Source organism: Allobosea sp. TAB14, from assembly GCF_052113865.1.
Classification (GTDB): Bacteria; Pseudomonadota; Alphaproteobacteria; order Rhizobiales; family Beijerinckiaceae; genus Allobosea; species Allobosea spartocytisi.
Genome location: NZ_JBFRDQ010000072.1, coordinates 1 through 18,636 on the forward strand (window position 1 = coordinate 1; position 18,636 = coordinate 18,636).

General features: G+C 66.4%; 17 protein-coding genes and 1 pseudogene. 10 read left to right on the forward strand and 8 right to left on the reverse strand.

The annotated features are described in order from the left end of the window. From AB4Y99_RS12885 to AB4Y99_RS12900, 4 genes are all read right to left on the reverse strand, one after another. On the reverse strand, nt 1-1,839 hold a 1,839-nt coding region (locus AB4Y99_RS12885), incomplete at its 3' end, for a hydantoinase B/oxoprolinase family protein (RefSeq protein ID WP_441523592.1). Next, a complete protein-coding gene (locus tag AB4Y99_RS12890) occupies nt 1,839-3,884 on the reverse strand; it encodes a hydantoinase/oxoprolinase family protein (RefSeq protein ID WP_441523593.1) in 2,046 nt (681 codons plus the stop codon). The genes AB4Y99_RS12885 and AB4Y99_RS12890, both read right to left, overlap by 1 nt. A 3-nt stretch (nt 3,885-3,887) precedes the next feature. Then, nucleotides 3,888-4,832 (reverse strand): polysaccharide deacetylase family protein, encoded by a 945-nt coding sequence (locus AB4Y99_RS12895; protein WP_441523594.1) that lies wholly within the window; start codon nt 4,830-4,832, stop codon nt 3,888-3,890. Nucleotides 4,833-4,841: 9 nt separating this feature from the next. After that, the gene (locus AB4Y99_RS12900; RefSeq protein WP_441523595.1) at nt 4,842-5,603 is read right to left on the reverse strand and encodes an SDR family NAD(P)-dependent oxidoreductase; all 762 of its coding nucleotides are present in this window, start codon (nt 5,601-5,603) and stop codon (nt 4,842-4,844) included. Nucleotides 5,604-5,698: 95 nt separating this feature from the next. Here AB4Y99_RS12900 and AB4Y99_RS12905 point away from each other — a divergent pair, with 95 nt between their 5' ends. The 3 genes and pseudogenes from AB4Y99_RS12905 to AB4Y99_RS12915 all read left to right on the forward strand — a co-directional run. Next, the gene (locus AB4Y99_RS12905) at nt 5,699-6,487 is read left to right on the forward strand and encodes an IclR family transcriptional regulator (protein ID WP_038361658.1); all 789 of its coding nucleotides are present in this window, start codon (nt 5,699-5,701) and stop codon (nt 6,485-6,487) included. A gap of 164 nt (nt 6,488-6,651) precedes the next feature. Further along, nucleotides 6,652-6,948: a YciI family protein gene (locus AB4Y99_RS12910; protein WP_038361656.1), complete on the forward strand. Its 297-nt coding sequence runs from the start codon at nt 6,652-6,654 to the stop codon at nt 6,946-6,948. Between the two features lie 64 nt (nt 6,949-7,012). Further along, nucleotides 7,013-7,108: pseudogene (locus AB4Y99_RS12915) on the forward strand (SDR family NAD(P)-dependent oxidoreductase); the annotation flags it as partial. Nucleotides 7,109-7,257: 149 nt separating this feature from the next. Here AB4Y99_RS12915 and AB4Y99_RS12920 read toward each other — a convergent pair. The 4 genes from AB4Y99_RS12920 to AB4Y99_RS12935 all read right to left on the reverse strand — a co-directional run bounded on the left by AB4Y99_RS12920 (nt 7,258) and on the right by AB4Y99_RS12935 (nt 11,122). Beyond that, complete coding sequence (locus AB4Y99_RS12920; RefSeq protein WP_441523596.1) at nt 7,258-8,847, reverse strand: copper resistance CopC/CopD family protein; 1,590 nt, start codon at nt 8,845-8,847, stop codon at nt 7,258-7,260. A 47-nt stretch (nt 8,848-8,894) separates the two neighbouring features. After that, complete coding sequence (locus AB4Y99_RS12925; RefSeq protein ID WP_142020354.1) at nt 8,895-9,407, reverse strand: YcnI family copper-binding membrane protein; 513 nt, start codon at nt 9,405-9,407, stop codon at nt 8,895-8,897. Nucleotides 9,408-9,733: 326 nt separating this feature from the next. Beyond that, nucleotides 9,734-10,126, reverse strand: coding sequence for a hypothetical protein (locus AB4Y99_RS12930; protein ID WP_142020353.1), 393 nt, complete (start codon nt 10,124-10,126; stop codon nt 9,734-9,736). Between the two features lie 69 nt (nt 10,127-10,195). Then, the gene (locus AB4Y99_RS12935) at nt 10,196-11,122 is read right to left on the reverse strand and encodes a GNAT family N-acetyltransferase (protein WP_441523597.1); all 927 of its coding nucleotides are present in this window, start codon (nt 11,120-11,122) and stop codon (nt 10,196-10,198) included. A gap of 160 nt (nt 11,123-11,282) precedes the next feature. On the opposite strand from AB4Y99_RS12935, the gene argE reads away from it, so the two are divergent. The 7 genes from argE to AB4Y99_RS12970 form a co-directional block, all read left to right on the forward strand. Beyond that, nucleotides 11,283-12,416 carry an acetylornithine deacetylase gene (gene argE, locus AB4Y99_RS12940; protein WP_441523598.1) on the forward strand — a complete coding sequence of 378 codons (1,134 nt, stop codon included), beginning with the start codon at nt 11,283-11,285 and terminating at the stop codon, nt 12,414-12,416. Nucleotides 12,417-12,439: 23 nt separating this feature from the next. Continuing rightward, nucleotides 12,440-13,363 (forward strand): 2-hydroxyacid dehydrogenase, encoded by a 924-nt coding sequence (locus AB4Y99_RS12945; RefSeq protein ID WP_441523599.1) that lies wholly within the window; start codon nt 12,440-12,442, stop codon nt 13,361-13,363. A 36-nt stretch (nt 13,364-13,399) separates the two neighbouring features. Continuing rightward, nucleotides 13,400-13,756 (forward strand): cupin domain-containing protein, encoded by a 357-nt coding sequence (locus AB4Y99_RS12950; protein ID WP_113252203.1) that lies wholly within the window; start codon nt 13,400-13,402, stop codon nt 13,754-13,756. Nucleotides 13,757-13,979: 223 nt separating this feature from the next. Then, the gene (locus tag AB4Y99_RS12955) at nt 13,980-15,443 is read left to right on the forward strand and encodes an aldehyde dehydrogenase family protein (RefSeq protein ID WP_441523600.1); all 1,464 of its coding nucleotides are present in this window, start codon (nt 13,980-13,982) and stop codon (nt 15,441-15,443) included. A 12-nt stretch (nt 15,444-15,455) separates the two neighbouring features. After that, nucleotides 15,456-16,499: a tartrate dehydrogenase gene (locus AB4Y99_RS12960; protein ID WP_441523601.1), complete on the forward strand. Its 1,044-nt coding sequence runs from the start codon at nt 15,456-15,458 to the stop codon at nt 16,497-16,499. Between the two features lie 20 nt (nt 16,500-16,519). Then, nucleotides 16,520-17,974 carry an NAD-dependent succinate-semialdehyde dehydrogenase gene (locus AB4Y99_RS12965; RefSeq protein ID WP_441523603.1) on the forward strand — a complete coding sequence of 485 codons (1,455 nt, stop codon included), beginning with the start codon at nt 16,520-16,522 and terminating at the stop codon, nt 17,972-17,974. An 84-nt stretch (nt 17,975-18,058) separates the two neighbouring features. After that, the coding region (locus AB4Y99_RS12970) for a transporter substrate-binding domain-containing protein (protein ID WP_441523602.1) at nt 18,059-18,636 on the forward strand (578 nt) is incomplete at its 3' end.

Genomic DNA, 18,636 nt, shown 5'->3' on the forward strand with positions numbered 1-18,636 from the left:
GCGCCACTCCACAGGAAGGGCAAACAAGTGCTGCGAAAGGCGGTCCCAAACGGCGTCCGACCAAACGCGCTCGAAACTCAGCCTCTCGGGATCGAAGGTCATGCCTTCTATGCTTTCCCGCGGCGCCGATCGCAGAGCCTTGGTGGCAGCCTCATCGATGACACCATCCTTGACCACGACGCCATAGGCTCCGGCGCCGCTTTCGGTGACCTTGCCCCCGAGAACGTCCTTCAAAACCTCATGCTCGGGACGTTCGAAAGGATCACCCCAGCCACCTGCGCCTGCCGCCGAAATCGTCAGAACGTCTCCGGGGCCGCAGCGAACCACGTCGGTGTTCCCCAAATCTTCCGGGTTCGTGTTGCCATTGACGCGAAGGAAGCCGCAGGTCGAGCCTGGCAGCCCGCCCTCGAGGCCCCAGCAGGAAAAGCGAACACGGTCCCGGTTTCGGGCGGTCACGACCGAGTTCGGCGTGAACATCTGAAACGTCATCTGAGCCGCGAGGCCGCCACGGTAGCGACCCGGACCGCCGGAATCCGGCACGAGCTCATAGCTCCTGACGCGTATCGGCACCTCCGCCTCGGTGATCTCGACGGGCGTGTTCTTCAGGAAGGAATTCGAACCATCCTGCCCATCCTCGAACGAACTTCCGCCTCCCCCACCTGTGATCGGGTTGATCGAGGCCATGGCCAGCCGACCCGTACGACTGTCAGTGGTGCGCACGTTCAGAATACCGCCGCCGCCCGCCGGGCCGGCGGGCAGGCGATCAGGCATCGCACGCGAGAAGGCACCGATGACCATCCCTTGGATGCGGGCGCAGGTCAGGCTGCGCATGCCCGTGGCCGCCGGGTAGACCGGATTGACGACCGAGCCCACCGGCAGGATGCACTGAACCGGGCGCAGAAGCCCCATGTTGAGCGCAACCGTTCGATCGAGCGAATAGACGACGTAGTTGTAGCCCACGAGCGGCAGGATATGGCGCGGCAGACCGCCCGTCGGCATGTTCAGCGCCGATTGGAGCTGCGGGTCGCTGCCCGTGAAGTCGAAGATCGCTTCGTCACCCCGAACCTTGACCGACAGCTTCAACCGGCATGGAACGCCGCCGGGGCTATCCTCGTCGATGTAATCGCTGAACTCGTAATCGCCGTCCTGCATCGAGGCGAATAGCTGGCGGGCCTGCCTCTCGGCCAGATCGAGCACGCCATAGGTCGCAGCACAGACAGTCTCGACGCCGAAGCGGGCGATCGCATCGCGGACCTTGCGTTCACCGGTCTTCAGCGAGGCGATCTGGGCCTTCAGGTCGCCCCAGTTCTGATCGGGCATGCGGACGTTGCGCAACATGATGCGCAGCACGCTCTCGTTCATCACCCCGGCTTCGACGAGCTTCATGGGCGGAATTCGAATCCCCTCTTGCTGCACCTCCGTCAGCGCGCGGGACAGAGAAGCCGGCACCGCACCGCCCATATCGGTGTTGTGGATATGGCCCACGGCGAAGCAGACGAGCCGATCTTCATGGAACACCGGCATCCAGAGATGGACGTCGGGAGCGTGGGTGCAGACGTAACCGGAATACGGATCGTTGGTGATGCAGATGTCGCCAGGCTTGTAGTCCGCGATGGCGTCGATCGCGCCCTTATAGTCCAGGCCGATGAACCAGGTCGCGCCCAGGTCTTTCGGGCTGGCGAAGGTTTGCCCACAAGGCGTCGTCAATCCGCTGGTAAAATCTTCCGTCTCCTTGACGAAGGCGGAATGCGCCGTCCGCAGAAGCGTGAATGCCATGCTCTCGGCCGCAGCCTCGAAATGGCTCTTCAGGATCTGCAGCGTGACAGGATCGAGCGCCATCAGATCGCACTCCGCTTCAGGATCAGATTGCCGAAGCCATCGACATGGCCCTCGAAACCGGGTGGGGCCCAGGTCGTCGTGTCGTCTTGCAAAATCACGGCCGGCCCGGCGAAGGACGAGCCCGGCGACATGTCGTTTCGCTCGAAGACTCCGGCCTCGATCGTCGATCCTTGATGAATGACCGGAACCCGCTTCCTGGGCTGCACCTGCTGCAGCTTCAGCCCCTGTTCTGCGAACTCGGGCTTGGGCGTGATCCCTGCGATGACCACACGGAGCGCGACGATCTGCACATCTGCCGCGTCGTCGGAGTGATCGTAGATTTCGGCGTGACGCTTATGAAAAGCCGCGGCAATGGCGGCATGGTCGCCATCGACGATCCACGCCTCCTGCAGGGGCGTCTCGATCTCGTAGGATTGGCCACGGTAGCGCATATCGGCCGTAATCGAGAGCGTGGCCTCGCCGGCATAGCCCTGCCCTTCGAAGAGCCAGGCGCGAGCTTCTTTTGCGAGCTCGTTCATCGCCTGGCGCAAGCCGTCGAACGATCGTGGTCCAACATCGAGAAAGACCACACGCACGAAATCCGAGCGCAGATCGGCAAGGAGGCCTCCAAGGGCGGCCAGCACACCTGGAGTTTGAGGGATGATGACCGACTGCATACCCATGGCATCGGCCAGGAGGCAGCCGAGCATGGGACCAGCGCCACCGAACGCCAGAAGCGCATAGCCGCTCGGCTCCTCGCCGACCTGCGAGAACAGCCGGCTGGTTTCGCGGTACATGTTGGCGACCGCGAGCTGGATGATGGCCTCGGCCGCGCGTTCCGAAGAGCGGTCGAGGCCTCTGGCGATTGGCTCAAGCGCCGCAAGCGCTCGGGATCGGTCGACGTTGACGGCGCCATATCCGAGCTCGCCGGCGCCCAGGACGCCGATGGTCGCGAAGGCATCGGTGATCGTCGCGCGCTCGCCACCACGCCCATAGCAGGCCGGCCCAGGAGTGGATCCCGCGCTTTCGGGCCCGACGCGTAAAACGCCCAAAGCATCGACGGAGGCAATCGAGCCTCCGCCGGCTCCGATCGAGGACACCGATACCGTCGGAAGATAGATCGGATACTCCCCGACGAGTTCGCCTGAGCGGAAGTCGGGCATCCCGTCCTTGAGGAGCGCGACGTCGGCGCTTGTGCCGCCGATGTCGAGGCTCATGACTCTGGAGAAGCCGGCCAGCTTGGCTGTGAAGCCTGCACCGATCACACCGGCAGCCGTGCCGGACAGCAGCATCTCGATGCTGCGCACCTTGCCGGCCGCGGCGGTCATGACGCCACCGTTCGACTTGGTGATCATCGGAGCGGGCACGACCCCCCGCTCGATCAGAGCATCCTCAAGGCGGCCGATGTAATGGGACACCCGAGGCTGCACCGAACCATGGATGCAGGCCGTGATGGTGCGCTCGTATTCCCGGACAATTGGCCAGATGTCGGCGGAGCAGAAAACCGGCAAGTCAGGTCGCAGGCGTTCGATCTCGGCTTTGACCAGCCGTTCATGCGCCGGGTTCTTGTAGCTGTGCAGCAAGGCGATCACGATCGCCTCGGCCCCGCTTGCTTCCAGTCGACCCAGCGCGGTGGCGATCGCAGCCGGCTCCGGAACAACCTCCGCAACGCCATCCGCATTGATGCGCTCCGGCAGCGGAACCACGCGGTCTCTCGGCACCAAGGGAGCCGGTCGGCGCGAGAACAGATCATAAGGATCCGGGATCTTCAGGCGTGCGAGTTCGAGGACGTCGCGGAAGCCTTTGGTAACGACGAGTCCAAGCTTCGCGCCCTTGCCCTGAATGATGCTGTTCACGCCGACTGTGGAGCCATGGGTGAAGTAGCTGACCTGCGAAGGCGCGATGCCGAAGCGCTTCTCGATCTCATCCAGCCCCTGAAGGACCTCAGCCCCTGGAGCGTCCGGGCGCGACAGAACCTTGAGCGTCCGCAGATTCAGGGTCTCCTCGTCGAGCACGCTGAAATCGGTGAAGGTGCCGCCGATGTCGACGCCAATGCGATAGCCCATCCGTCAGCTCCGGCTGGTGGTGGCTGACGGGATCGGAGCGCCAAGACCGGCTTCATCAGCGCAATAGCGGCAAATCTCCTCGTGCGTTGCGAACCAGACGGAGCCCTTTGCTTTCGCCGCCCTGATCACTTCGTCGAGAATGAAAATCCGCGAGCGGTGCCCGATGATGTGCGGGTGCATCGTCAGCTGGAACAGCCCGCCTTCTTCCGCAGCGACGTCGAGCTCCCGCAGGAAGAGGTCGAGCACCATGGGCGGCCCGCTGTGAGGGCGCAGCCCCTTGAAGCGATCCATGCCGAAATAGACGGCGTCGTCCCGGATCCACTCCACCGGCAACTCCACGATCCCGGACGGCTGCCCCTCGTCGAGAAGCTCGTAGGGCTCGTCATCCGCCATCAATGAGGAATCGTAGAGCAACCCCATTTCGCGCACGATCTTCAGCGTCCACGGGCTGAAATCCCATGACGCGGTCCGCATGCCCTTCGGCTCCCGGCCAGTGAGCTTGGTCAAGGTGTCGCGGGCGCGCAGCGCGAGATCGCGCTCGGTGTCGTAGTCGAGCACCGAGTTGAGCTCGTGGATCCAGCTATGGATCGCCACCTCATGTCCGGCATCCGCCACTGAACGGGCTTCCGCGTCATGCAAGAGCGCAGCGACGGCCGGCATGAAGAAGCTGGCCGGGACCGCGTGACGGGCAAGAGTAGCAAGGATACGCGGAATGCCGGAGCGATTGCCGTATTGCCCCTGACTCAGCTTCGAGTAAGAGCGCCCGCCCTCCCGGAGCTCGTTCGTCTCGTGATCGGAATCGAAGGACAGGGCGACCGCGAACTTGGCGCCATTCTTCCAAACGCCAGGCTTGAGCGACCGCCCTGCCCGGACATGGTTCACCACCTGCCGCCAGGTCTCCTCACTCCATGTCCAGGGCTTGGTATCGGGGGGCAGCGTGACGTTCATCGGGTGCACTCAGCGATTGAACTGGAACCCATCCACCACGATGTCTTGGCCCGTGATGAAGCAGGGGTTCGAGGTTGCCAGGAAGGTGACGAGCTCTGCCACGTCATCGGGCTTGCCCATTCGCTTCAGCGCGATACCGGCATCGGCAATCGCGGGGCCGCGGGCTCGGGTCAGTGTGTTGCCGACTTCGGTCTCGATGATGCCGGGGCAGACGGCATTGATAAGGATCTCCGGGCCGAGCTCTTTGGCGAGAGCGCGGGTCATCCCGATGATCCCGGCCTTGGCAGCCGCATAAGCAAACCGGCTGACGGCGGCCGTCACACCACCAGAATGCGCATTCAGCGACGACATCGAGACGATGCGCCCAGCCCCCTGACGCTGCATGATCGGCGCGACAGCCTGGATATAGTTGAAGCAGCTCTTCAGATTGAGAGCGATCGTGTGGTCGAACTCGGCTTCAGTGATCTCGAAGATGCCCTTCGGCATCCCCTTGCCGGCATTGTTCACGAGGACGTCCACGCGGCCCCACTGCGCGACGACCTCCGAAACTATACGGTTCGCCTCTTCCTTGAAAATGACGTCCGACTGAAAAGTCAACGCACGACGACCGAGGGATCTTATCTCGTCAGCGGTGCGCTTTAGCTCATCCGGCAACAGATCAACAAGCACAACATCCAGTCCAGACCGCGCGAGAGACAGCGCGCAAGCGCGCCCGATACCTCGCGCGCCGCCCGTGACAATCGCCACAGGCGCGGCGTTGCTCGAATTCATGGCTCACCCTCTTTCAAGAGTGTTGATTTCCTCTTGATTAAGGGAGAGCCTATCGCCGGCAAATTGGTTCGCCAAGAGAGATTCGGTTCACGTCCATGAACACCGAGGTCAAGTCTGCGGCGCGCGTATTGGACCTGCTGGAATATCTTGCAGGCTGCTCCGAACCCGTGAAGCTCAAGGAGATCGTCGCGGCTCTGGGTTTCCCGAAGAGCAGCGCTCATGCCCTGGCGCAGACCCTGGTCTCACGCGGCTACGCCATTCAGGACGCGACCGAGCGATACGTGCTTGTCCATGCCAGTCGCCATCAATCGGCCTCGCGCGCGCTCGAAGCCCGCCTTCTTTCGGCGGCGCACCCGATCATGGAACAGCTTCGTGACGAGACGGGCGAGACCGTGATGCTGGCGGTTTTAACCGCGAGAGGCGATTGCCGGCGCATAGCCAAATGCGTCAGCCGTCAGGCTGTACGCTACGACATCGAGCTCGACGGCCTCTCCGACTCGTACTGCTCGGCCACTGGCCGGGTCCTGCTGGCTCACTGGGATCCGGCTCTCACCGACGGATATTTTGCGCGGGCGAACCTCATCCCAAGGACACCCAAGACGGTTACCGACCCAGACGCGATCCGGGGAATGTTCGAGACGATCCGTGCGGAAGGCATCGCGGTTAGCGACGAAGAGCACGTCACCGGTTCGACGGGACTTGCCGCACCCATTTGGGGAAGAGAGGGCAAGGTGATAGCGGCGCTCAACCTTGGCGTTGTGACGCTGCGTTATCACTCCCGCGCGAGCGAGCTTGCGGATCTACTCAAGGATGGCGCCAATCGCATAAGCGCACGCCTTGGCCATAAAGGTTATCCGGATCAACCGGTGCTGCCACCGTTATGAAATGTCGAACGTATCGGAGCATGTGGGATTGCGCAGCGGCGCCCGCTAAGCAGGATCCTGAGCACGCCCATCGCCGCTGTCATCCCCGCCCACAAAAACGATCTGGCAGAAACGCCCCGAGTGCTTGAGCGGCTCGCCCTTTCCGATCACCAAGGAGTGCCCCTATGAAAGCCTATCTGACCAAGTGGATTCCGCCTCGTGCAGATTTCCTCCAGACCATCACCGATGACGAGAAGGCGCTGTTTAAGCAGCATGGCGACTGGCAAACCAAGCTGCGCGAAACCCGTCAGATCGTGGCGCACGGCCCCGTCGTCGATCCCGCCGGCCCTTATGGCGTCGCGTTGTGGGAGATCGAGGATGACGCCGACATCGCCGCGCTGACCGCTGAGGATCCGATCGTAAAGGCCGGGGTCGGCCACTACGAGCATTATTCGATGATGCAGATGCGTTCGCGCGGCTGACGCTCCGGCGAACGACTGCAACGTAAAAGCTACGTCACCATGGCTGTCGCCCTGATAACCCGGCATCGGCACTGTGCACGCACGCCGTCTAGCCGCCCGTGGCCACGATCTCGTCCTTGTTGCCCGAGCGACGGATCGGCTGAACGCATTGGCCAGCGAGAAAATGCCGACGGACTATAGCCTCAAATGCCGACATACCCTCTGGAATGTCGAAAATTAAAATCAACGATATCAAAATCTTACAAAGGCGCGCACCGACAAACTTCGCATTTCCCACAGCAGCGCTGCACAGGCGCTGGGACGGCGAGTTCACGGCCGCAGGACGATGGCGTCCCCGATCCGGCGCATCTCGAAATCGGAGATCAGGATCTCCAGTTCGACGTGCCAGCGTCCCGGCACCGGCAGGCTGAAGGCCTCGGTCCGCCAGATGCCGTCCGGGCCGAGACGGGCGGGTCGTTCGATCGGCTCAATGCCGGCCGCGGGGTTGCTGAAGCTGAGGGTGAGTTCCCTGGCCGGGAGGGGCCCGAACTCACCGTCCATCAGCACGACCGTGACGGTGACCGGGCCCGCCCGGCCGGGCGTGACCGTGACGTCCGCCATCGCCGGCAAGGTGTGGATATGGACCGAGGCCGGCTGCGCCTGCACCATCGCCATGGCGCGCGGCGGCGGCGTGAAGCGCCAGAGCGCCACGATACCGAGGATGGCGACCAGCACCGCAAGCTCGACGGCGATGACACGCCTCATGGCGCGCGCCGCCGGGATGTCGCCGGCCTCCACGCGCCGCGTCAGCGACCAGCGATTGAAACCCGCCAAGGCGAAGGCGACCGCGACCAGGGCGAGCTTGGCGAGAAGGACGCGCCCATAGGCCGTCGCGAGAAGTGCTGCCGGCCTCTCGACCTGCACGCAGGCGAGAACCAGCCCGCTGAGCAGCAAGGCTGCGACGATCCAGGCGATGAGGCCGGAAAACCGGCCCAGCGCGCTCCTGCCGCCCTCACCGCGCAAAGCCAAGGCGAGCGGCAGCAGCGCTCCGACCCAAAGCGCGATCGCGATGGCATGCAGGAAGACGGCAGGGCGCATGAGCCATTGCGGCTGGGCCGCGCTGGCATGGCCGCTGCTTGCGAGAGCAAGCCCGACCAACAGGACAGATAGAAGGCCGGTGACGGCGGCGCGGACGCCGGGCCGCGACAAGCCGATGAGGGCGCACGCCAAGGCCATGGCCGCGATGAGGATCGTCCAGACATAGCTGGTGGCCGCGGCGGCCCGCCAGACCGCCGGCTGGAAGAAAGCCGCGATCGACGCACCGAGCGCGTCGAGCCCCTGCGCGCCGAGCGCAACGGGCAGGCAGAACAGGCCGAGCCCCATCATGGCGGTCGCGAAGCGGCCGGCCCCGCCGGCAAGCGGCCCGATCCAGGCCCGGCTCGCAGCCGCACCGCACCCCAGGAACAGACCGAGATAAAGCCCGAGACGGCTGAGCCAGACCAGCGTGCGAACGCCGGAATCGGCCTGCTCGCCGAGATCCGGCGCGGCGCCGCTCGGGGCGCCGATCGAGAACACCACCGATCCTCCGACCGGATGCCCGTCCTCCGACACCACGCGCCAGCTCAGCACATGGGTGCCGCCCGGAAGCGCGGCAGGCGCCTCGATCACGACCGTCCTGTCCTTCAGAACGAAGCGCCCGAGGTTGCGGGCGGTGCCGTCCGGGCCGATCAGCCGCAGCGCCAACGGCGAGACGGGCTCGCTGAAGACGAGTTCGATCTGCTTCGGAGCCGCCGCCAGCACGCTGCCGTCGGGCGGCGTCGCGTTGTTCAAGGCCGCATGCGCCAGCGCCCGGCCCGGCGCTCCGGCGCAGGCCAGCAGGAGGAGGATAGGCAGCAGGGATCGCAGGAGCCGGGTCATCATGGGCTTATCCTTGCGGCGGAGCGCCGGGCGCTCCGCCGCCGCTATCATTATTTGCCGGGGGTGAGCTTCACGCCGGGAGCCGGGAATTTGTAGTCGTCCGCCGACTTGCCGGCTTCGGGGATCTCGATCCAGCGCTCGACGGCCCCGCCCTCGCATTCCTGGACGACCGGCACGTAGAGCGTGGCATCGGCCTTCAGATCCTTGGCGAGATAGCCGCGCAGGACGAATTCGTCATAGAATTCGTCAGGTAGCTTGCCGCCGCTCCAGACCACTTCCTTGACACCCTCCGAGGTCGGCGTGCCGTAGTAGTCATAGGGCTTCGCATAGCTGCCCTTGACCGTTTCCAGCGTCCAGCCGGCTTTCGGCATCGGCTTCACCGCGATGACGCCTTCCGGGATCTGGACGCGAACCTTCGTGGTCGCCGCACCCTTGCAGCCATGCGGAACGCGCAGCACCGCCTTGTAGGTCGAGCCGACCGGGGCGGACTGGTTTTCCAGCGTGATATGAGCCAGCGCCGGCCCGGCGGCGAGCAGGCCCGCGACGGCGAGAAGATATTTCATGACATGTCTCCTTGATGGTTGAGGCCGCCCTGGCGGCCGGGTTGCGGCAGGCCCGCGGCCTGCCGGATCGGAAAAATCGGAAGCGACGGAGATTCGGGGCAGCATCGCGCCAACCCTTCGACCGGGCCGCAGCCCGCCCGACGACGTGTCGCGCCAAAGCGTGCGCGCCGGTCGCGAAGCAGCCCGCGAGGCGAAGCAGAGGGTGGGATGGGATGACGCCCGAATCCGCGCCGTCACGGCGTCGGATCGGGCGGAAAGCGCGTCACGACGTCCGGCGGCAGACTGACATCAGTCGTCGCGGACGCGGGARAGCGCCGGACGGCGGCTCAGGCGCGGACGGGAGGAGCGCGCGGATTGCCGGGCGAATGATCGGCGAGGAAACCAACGGGCCGGTCGAGCCTGCGGATGAAGGCGACCTGATCGGCCGGCCGCTGCGTGAGGAGCGCGAATGCGGGCTGGACCGGATCGGCCCCGGCGAGCATCGGGCAGCCGGCCGTGCAACAGCTCATGCCGGCATGGGCTTGCGACTTGTCGTGATCGCCACCGGCCGGAGCGTCCCCGCTCGGCAAGCAATGGGTCAGGACAAGGGTACGATCGAGCGAGAGCGCATTGGCATAGGCGCCGGCCGCAAAACCGGCGAACAGTGCCTGGAGCACGAGCAGATAGGCCGCGAACAGCGCGACCCAGCTTCTGACCCGTGATCCATTGCGTCGGTTCAAGGTATCGACCTCCGCCCCCTCGATAGCACCGTCGCGCATGGCGTCAAACGGCCTTGCGGTCGCACCGCATCAGCCGAGCGCCTGGCTCGCGAGCGCCATGCGGCGCGGCCCGTGCGGATCGACCGGGGCATAGGRCGCCCGGCCCAACCCCATCGAGGTCACGCTGTCATAGATCTGCATGCCGCTGGCGACGATAAAATCGACGAAGGCCGTGTGGCTGGCGGGCGTGTCGACCCTCAGGAAGCTGCCGGCATGGAGTTCGACGAAGGGCTGGCAGACGGCGATCGCGTCCTCCTGGACAGAGGCGATCACCGGGCCGATGACGCGCTCGCGCCCGAAGCGGCGACAGAGCGCGAAGGCGACGACCTCGTCGTTGCGGACGAGCACCTGCCCCTTCGAGACCGGCAGGATGCGCCGGAACACGGCGGACCGGTCGCACCCCGTCGCCGCGCGGTCGAGGCTCAACAGGCTTTCACGGTCTTCGGCCCGCATGGCGCGAACCGTTCCTTCGACCCGGACAGGAGGCGGGCTGCCGACGGCCTGCCCCTGGCATTGCAGGATCTTCTGCTCATGGCCGTAGCCCATGGAACGGTAGAGCCGCCGGGCCGCATGCGTGGCGGTGAGGCCGAAGGCCGAACCCGGGTTCAGCTCATGCGCCCGTTCCATCAGCCAGCGGCCGGCGCCGTGCTCCTGCAGGCGCGGCGAGGTGATCAGCATGCCGACCATGGTGAAGCCGGCGCCGTAGCGCTGCCACATCACCGTCCCGACCACGCGCCCGATCTCATCGACCGCCGCGATGCCCTGCCCGAGATCGAGCAGCACGCGCCAGTCGCTATCGCGATGCGGCCAGCCGACGGCGACCGAAAGCGCGTGAAGCTGCGCGACGTCGATCTCCCCGATGTCCCGCAGGGTGATCTTGAAGGCATCGAGATGCAGTTGGGCGATCGTCCCCAAAATCGCAGCCTCCGGCACTTGCACGACCGGGCCCTCGGGCACGACGGTCGAGCACCGATCGTTTCTAACGCAATCGCGCCACAGGAAGCACCGTTCTTTGCCCGCGATTCGGCATAGATGACCGCCCCGCAGCGCAGAACAGACGCGACCGCCGCGCCGACCGCCCTACCCTGCCGGAACCATAACCACTCCGGAGCAGCGCGTGACGCCGGAAGACATCCTGACGGAGCTGATCCGCTTTCCCTCGATCGTCGGGCGCCCCAACGCGGCCATCGCCGGCTGGATCGCGGACTATCTCGCCCGTTTCGGCGTCACGGCGCAGATCCTGCCGGGCCCGGAGGGCGACCGGGCCAATCTCTTCGCCACGATCGGCCCGCGCGACGTGCCGGGACTTATTCTTTCCGGCCATATGGACGTCGTGCCGGCGGAGGAACCGCAATGGAGCTCCGACCCGTTCCTGCTGCGGGCCGAGGGCGACAAGCTGTTCGGCCGCGGCACCAGCGACATGAAGGGCTTCCTCGCCGCCGCGCTCGCGATCGTGCCTGCGCTCGCCAGCATGAAGCTGGCACGGCCGGTCCATATCGCCTTTTCCTATGACGAGGAGGCGGGCTGCCGCGGCGTGCCGCATCTCATCGCGCGGCTGCCCTCGCTCTGCGCGCTGCCGGAGGCCGCGGTCATCGGCGAGCCAAGCGGGATGAAGGCGATCCTCGCCCATAAGGGCAAGGCAGCGGCACGCGTCGAGATTCACGGCCGCCCCGGCCATTCCTCGCGCCCCGATCTCGGCCTGAACGCCATCCATGCGATGGGCGCCGTGATCGCGGCGGCCGAAAAGACCGCCTCCGATCTGCAGGCGGGGCCTCTCGATGCGGTGTTCGAGCCGCCCTACTCCTCCCTGCAGATCGGCACGGTTCGCGGCGGCGAAGCGGTCAACATCATCCCGGATCGCTGCCGGATCGAGATCGAGGCGCGCGCCATCGCCGGCGTCTCGCCGGCGGCATTGCTCGAACCGGTGCGGGCGGCTCTCGCCGGCCTCGAGGCGCGTGGATTCGCCACCGACTGGCAAGAGATCGCCAGCTATCCGGCACTGTCGCTCGCGGCGCAGGCGCCGATCGCCAGGATGCTGGCGGAGGTGACCGGCGCCGAGCCTCTCCCGGCCGTCAGCTACGGCACGGAAGCCGGGCTCTATCAGGCGGCAGGCATCGACGCGATCATCTGCGGCCCCGGCGACATCGCCCGGGCCCACAGGCCCGACGAATACATCACGCGCGGCGAGCTCGCCGATTGTGCGCGGCTGCTCGAACGGCTTTGCACCGCATTCACACGGCCCGGCCGCTGACATCTCTTTCCCCGGAGACTGCCTTGACCTTCCTGTTCAACTCAACCGAGGAGCGTGCGCAGGTGTTCGCCGCGCGCTTCGCCGAGGCGCTGCCGGAGATCCGCTTCATCCGCAGCAACGAAGCCTATGATCCGGCCGAAATCCGCTATCTCATCACCTGGACCGCGCCCGACGATCTCGCCCGCTTCACCAATCTGGAGGTTCTCTTCTCCATTGGGGCCGGCATCGACCAGATGAAGACGGAAGGGCTGGCGTCCCATGTCCTGGTGGTGCGAATGGTCGAGGAAGGCATCACCAAGATGATGCAGGAATACGTCACACTCGGCGTGCTCGCCCTGCATCGGCAATGGCCGCTCTATCTCGCCCAGCAAAAGCAGGCGCTCTGGCAGCCGCATGAACTCACCCCGGCGACGGCGCGCCGCGTGGGCGTGCTCGGCCTCGGCATGATGGGCACGGCCGTGATCGAACGCCTCAAGCCCTTCGGCTTCCCGATCTCGGGCTGGAGCCGCTCGCCGCGATCGATCGACGGCCTGCGGTGCTTCCATGGCGAGGACGGTCTCTCCGCCATGCTGGCCGAGACCGACATTCTGATCTGCCTGCTGCCGCTGACGCCGCAGACGACCGGCATCCTCGATGCCAAGCTGTTCGCGAAGCTCCCGGCCGGCGCCGGGCTCGTCCATGTCGGACGCGGCCAGCATCTCGACCATGAGGCCCTGCTCGACGCGCTCGACAGCGGCTGGCTCTCGGGCGCCGTGCTCGACGTCACCGAGCCCGAGCCCCTGCCCGCCGGGCATCGGTTCTGGAACCACCCCAAGGTGCTCCTGACGCCGCATATCGCCAGCAAGGTCGAGCCCGAGCCCGCGGCCAAGGCCGTGATCGAGAACATTCGCCGCCACCGCTCCGGCCTGCCGCCGCTCGGCCTCGTCGACCGCAGCCGCGGTTACTGACCCGTTCCCTTCCCCACCCAGCAAAAGGCCAGACCCATGTCGCTCCTCGTCAAGCTCGACCTTGCCCCCACCAGCGAGCCCACCAAGCGCTCCAAATGTCCGCCGGATCGCCTGCTCGCGGGCGACCCCGACTACACGACCTGGGCGCAGGACGCGTCGCGCGACGGCACGGTGAACACCGGTGTCTGGGAGGCCACGCCCGGCACGAACCGCTCGATCAAGGGCGAGACCTTCGAATATTGCTACATCCTCGAAGGCGTGGTGGAGCTGACCGAGGAAGGCAAGGAGCCGCGCCTCTTCAAGGCCGGCGACAGCTTCGTGATGAAGCCGGGCTATGTCGGCGTCTGGAAGACGATCGAGACCGTCCGGAAGATCTACGTCGTCGTCGGCTGACTCCGGATCGCCGCACGTCCCGAGCGGCACGAAGCGGCGATCCATCTCATGGGCCCGTCTCTTCGGGCCGTCTGTTGGGCCCGCTGCTCCAGCCGCCGAAGAATCCGCCGTCCCGGTCCGCGCAAACGGGATTTCCCGTCGCGCCGGGGCGGCCTCCCAGCGTCACCTGCGGGCGCAGGGGCGCTAGGCTTTCGCCGCTGCCCCGTTTTCGGAGACCRCCCTCGTGTCGCTGAGCTTCGACCCCGCCACCATCGACCTGCCGCGCGCCCATTTCATCGGCGGCGAGCGTGTGCCCGCGACGGGCGGGATCGCGCTGCATCGTCCCTCCGACGGCGTGGCCTTCGCCGATTGTCCCGTTGCGGAGGCCGAGCTGGTCGACCGCGCGGTCGAGGCCGCCAAGCGCGCGCTGAAGACCAGCGGCTGGGGCACGGTACGCCCGCGCGAGCGCGTCAACGCGCTTCACCGCTGGGCCGATCTGATCGAGGCCGAAGCGGTGACGCTCGCCCGGATGGAGGCCGTCGCCTCGACCCGCCCGATCGCCGAGCTTTTGAAGTTCGACATCCCGATCACCGTCGAGCAGATCCGCTTCTTCGCCGAATTCGCCGACAAGGAAGGCGGCGACCTCGTGCCGACCGCCGCCGACAGCGTCGGCCTGATCGCGACCGAGCCCTATGGCGTGGTCGGCGCGATCACCCCCTGGAACTTCCCGATCTCGATGGCCGCCTGGAAGCTCGGCCCTGCGCTCGCCGCCGGCAATGCCGTGGTGCTGAAGCCCTCCGAGATGACGCCCTTCGCGACGCTCTACCTGGCGGAGCTGTCGGTCCGTGCCGGACTGCCGGCCGGGCTGATCAACATCGTGCTCGGCGACGGGCGCACGACCGGCGCCGCCATCACCGGCCATCCCGGCATCGCCAAGGTCAGCTTCACCGGCTCGACCGGCGCGGGTGCCGCGATCATGGAGAACATCGCCCGCACCGGCATCAAGCCGATGACGCTGGAGCTCGGTGGCAAGAGCCCGCAGATGGTCTTCGCCGATGCCGATATCGCGCTCGCCGCCGGCGCCGTGGCGCGCGGCATCCTCGCCAATGGCGGGCAGGCCTGCGTCGCGGGCTCGCGCCTCGTCGTCGAGGAGAGCGTGGCCGAGGAGGTCGTCGGGCTGATCCTCAAGCAGATGAGTGAGATCAAGCCCGGCCCGACCTGGAACGAGGCCAGCGCCTATTCGCCGATCATCTCCGAGCGCCAGATCGGCCGCATGGCCGGCATCGTCGATGCCGCCGTCGCGCGCGGCGCCCGGTGCAGGACCGGCGGCTCGCGCCTCGACCGCGAGGGCTATTTCTACGCCCCGACCCTGCTCGAAGGGCTCGAGGCGAATTCGCCTGCCATCACCGAAGAGATCTTCGGCCCGGTGCTGACGGTGCAGACCTTCCGCGACGAGGAGGAGGCGATGGCGCTCGCCGACCATCCGACCTACGGGCTCTGCGCCGGGCTCTATACCCGCGATCTGTCGCGCGGCCTGCGGCTGAGCAGCCGGCTGCAGGCCGGCACCGTCTGGGTCAACCGCTATGGCCGCTCGCGCGACCACATCCTGCCGACCGGCGGCTACAAGCAGTCCGGCCTCGGCAAGGATCTCGGCCGCGAGGCTTATCTCGCCAACCGCAAATCCAAGAGCGTCCTGATCGCCGTCTGAGGAGACCATTCCGTGAAATCATACAAGATCGCCCTGATCCCGGGCGACGGCATCGGCACCGCCGTGATCGAGGCGACCTGGGAGGTGCTCGGCAAGGCGGCACGCGGCGCCGGCTTTTCGCTGGAAGGCACGGGCTTCCCCTGGTCCTGCGACTTCTACGAGAAGACCGGCGCGATGATGCCGGCCGACGGCATCGAGACGCTGCGCGGCTACGACGCGATCCTGCTCGGCGCTGTCGGCTGGCCGAAACGCGTGCCGGATTCGGTGTCGCTGCACGGGCTACTGCTGCCGATCCGCAAGGCCTTCGTGCAATACGCCAATATCCGCCCGCACCGGCTGCTGCCGGGCGTGGAGGGGCCGTTGCGGGCGAGCGCCTTCGACATTCTCTGCATCCGCGAGAACACCGAGGGCGAGTATTCCGGCGCGGGCGGGCGGGTCCATAACGGCACAGCCGACGAGGTCGCGGTCGAGACCGCGATCTTCACCCGCAAGGGCGTCGAGCGCATCCTGCGCTTCGGCTTCGAACAGGCGCGCAAGCGCCGCGGCAAGCTCGCCTCGGTGACCAAGTCGAACGCGCAGAAATACTCGATGGTGTTCTGGGACGAGATCACCGCCCTGGTCGCGGCCGAATACCCCGATGTCGAGGTCGCGAACTACCATATCGACGCCATGGCGGCGCGGATGGTGATGGCGCCCGAGAGCCTCGACGTGGTCGTCGCCTCCAATCTCTTCGGCGACATCCTGACCGATCTCGGAGCCGCCATTCAGGGCGGGCTCGGCTATGCGGCCTCGGCCAACATCAATCCGGAGCGCAATGCGCCCTCGATGTTCGAGCCGGTGCACGGCTCCGCGCCGGACATCGCCCATCTCGGCATCGCCAACCCGATCGCGGCGATCTGGTCGGGCGCGATGATGCTGGAGCATCTCGGCGAGCCGGCTGCGGCCGCAGCCGTGATGAGCGCCATCGAGGCCGCCACCGCTCGCGGCATCGGCACGAAGCCGGGCGAGCACAAGACGAACGACATCACCAGCGCCGTCCTCGCGGCGCTGGGCTGACAGGAGAGCACGACATGACCATCGAAGGCCTTCGCGATCCCGGCCTCGTGCGGGAAGCCTGCCTTGTCGGCGGCCAGTGGAACGGCGCGGCCTCGGGCCGCACGCTCGACGTCGTCGACCCCGCCACGCAAGCCGTGCTCGGCACGGTTCCGGATGCCGGCCAACCTGAGACTCGCGCCGCCATCGATGCCGCCGCGGCGGCCTTCGAAAGCTGGCGGGCCAAAACCCCGGCCGAGCGCGCCGCGCTGCTGGAGGCCTGGCATGCGCTGATGCTCGAGCATATCGAGGATCTGGCACTGATCCTCACCTCCGAGCAGGGCAAGCCGCTGGCCGAATCGCGCGGCGAGATCCGCTACGGCGCCTCCTTCGTGAAGTGGTTCGCGGAAGAAGCCCGCCGGATCTATGGCACGACGATTCCCGCACCGACCGCCGACCGCCGCATCCTCGTTTTGAAGCAGCCGGTCGGCGTCTGCGGCATCGTCACGCCCTGGAACTTCCCGAACGCGATGATCACCCGCAAGGTCGCGCCGGCTCTCGCCGCCGGCTGCACCGTGGTGATCAAGCCCTCGGAGCTGACGCCCTATTCGGCCCTGGCGCTCGGCGTGCTGGCCGAGCGGGCCGGCATTCCGGCCGGCGTGATCAACATCGTCACCGGCATGCCGACCGAGATCGGCGCCGAGCTGACAGGCAATCTCGCGGTCCGCAAGATCTCCTTCACCGGCTCGACGCGCGTCGGCGCGCTCTTGATGAAGCAGGCCTCCGACAGCATCAAGCGGCTGAGCCTAGAACTGGGCGGGAACGCACCCTTCATCGTCTTCGACGACGCCGATCTCGACATCGCCATCGACGGCGTTCTGGCCTCCAAGTTCCGCAATGGCGGCCAGACCTGCGTCTGCGCCAACCGCATCCTGGTTCAGGACGGTATCTACGACCGCTTCGCCGAGAAGCTGTCGGCCCGCGTCAATGCGATGAAGGTCGGCCCCGGCACCCAGGCGGGCATCGATATCGGCCCGATGATCAACGCCGCCGCGCTGGAGAAGATCGAGCGCCATGTCGAGGACGCGCTGTCGAAGGGCGCCAGGCGCCTCGCCAGCGCCGCCGACATGCCCAATGGCAAGCAATACGCCACGCCGACCGTGCTGGGCGAAGCGACGACCGAGATGCTGCTGGCGAGCGAGGAGACCTTCGGGCCGGTCGCGCCGCTCTTCCGCTTCCGCAGCGAGAAGGAGGCGCTCGCCATCGCCAACGGCACGCCCTTCGGGCTCGCGGCCTATTTCTTCACGCAGGACATCCGTCGCTCCTGGCGCGTCGGCGAGGCGCTGGAGTTCGGCATGGTCGGCCTCAACACTGGCGCGATTTCGATGGAGGTCGCCCCCTTCGGCGGCGTTAAGCAGTCGGGCCTCGGCCGCGAGGGCTCGCAGCTCGGCATCGAGGAATATCTCGAGGTCAAGGCCTTCCATATCGGCGGGCTTTGACGGGCAGCAAGGCAAGCCACAGCAATTCCACGCCCAATTCAACCAGGTCAGCTTCGCAACGTTGACAAAACAAGGGGAACTACCGTGAAAACCATAACTTCCGCACTATTGGCGCTCACCTTGTCGGTGGCCATCGCGCCGGCCGAGGCCCAGACCACGACGCTCGCCACGGTGAAGAGCCGCGGCGACCTGATCTGCGGCGTCAGCCCCGGTCTCGCCGGCTTCGGAATTCCCGATGCGAAGGGCGAATGGGCCGGCCTCGACGTCGATCTGTGCCGCGCGATCTCGGCCGCGATCTTCAACGATCCGAAGAAGGTCAAGTTCACGCCGCTCTCCTCGAAGGACCGCTTCACCGCCCTCCAGAGCGGCGAGGTCGACGTGCTCTCGCGCACCTCGACCTGGACGATGTCGCGCGACACCACGCTCGGCCTGACCTTCGCCGGCGTGAACTATTACGATGGGCAGGCCTTTCTGGTGCAGAAGAAGCTCGGCATCGACACCGCCCGCAAGCTCGACGGCGCCTCGATCTGCCTGCAGCAGGGCACGACGACCGAACTCAACGTCGCCGACTATTTCCGCAAGAACAAGATCAAGTACGAGCCCGTCACCTTCGACAAGGGCGACGAGGCGATCAAGGCCTTCGAATCCGGCCGCTGCGATGC

Bases quoted from the DNA above. Each gene is read 5' to 3' on its own strand.
- AB4Y99_RS12900 (WP_441523595.1), bottom strand. From the start codon at position 5,603: ATGAATTCGAGCAACGCCGCGCCTGTGGCGATTGTCACGGGCGGCGCG.
- AB4Y99_RS12950 (WP_113252203.1), top strand. From the start codon at position 13,400: ATGTCGCTCCTCGTCAAGCTCGACCTTGCCCCCACCAGCGAGCCCACC.
- AB4Y99_RS12925 (WP_142020354.1), bottom strand. From the start codon at position 9,407: ATGAAATATCTTCTCGCCGTCGCGGGCCTGCTCGCCGCCGGGCCGGCG.
- AB4Y99_RS12890 (WP_441523593.1), bottom strand. From the start codon at position 3,884: ATGGGCTATCGCATTGGCGTCGACATCGGCGGCACCTTCACCGATTTC.
- AB4Y99_RS12910 (WP_038361656.1), top strand. From the start codon at position 6,652: ATGAAAGCCTATCTGACCAAGTGGATTCCGCCTCGTGCAGATTTCCTC.
- AB4Y99_RS12905 (WP_038361658.1), top strand. From the start codon at position 5,699: ATGAACACCGAGGTCAAGTCTGCGGCGCGCGTATTGGACCTGCTGGAA.
- AB4Y99_RS12895 (WP_441523594.1), bottom strand. From the start codon at position 4,832: ATGAACGTCACGCTGCCCCCCGATACCAAGCCCTGGACATGGAGTGAG.
- AB4Y99_RS12920 (WP_441523596.1), bottom strand. From the start codon at position 8,847: ATGATGACCCGGCTCCTGCGATCCCTGCTGCCTATCCTCCTCCTGCTG.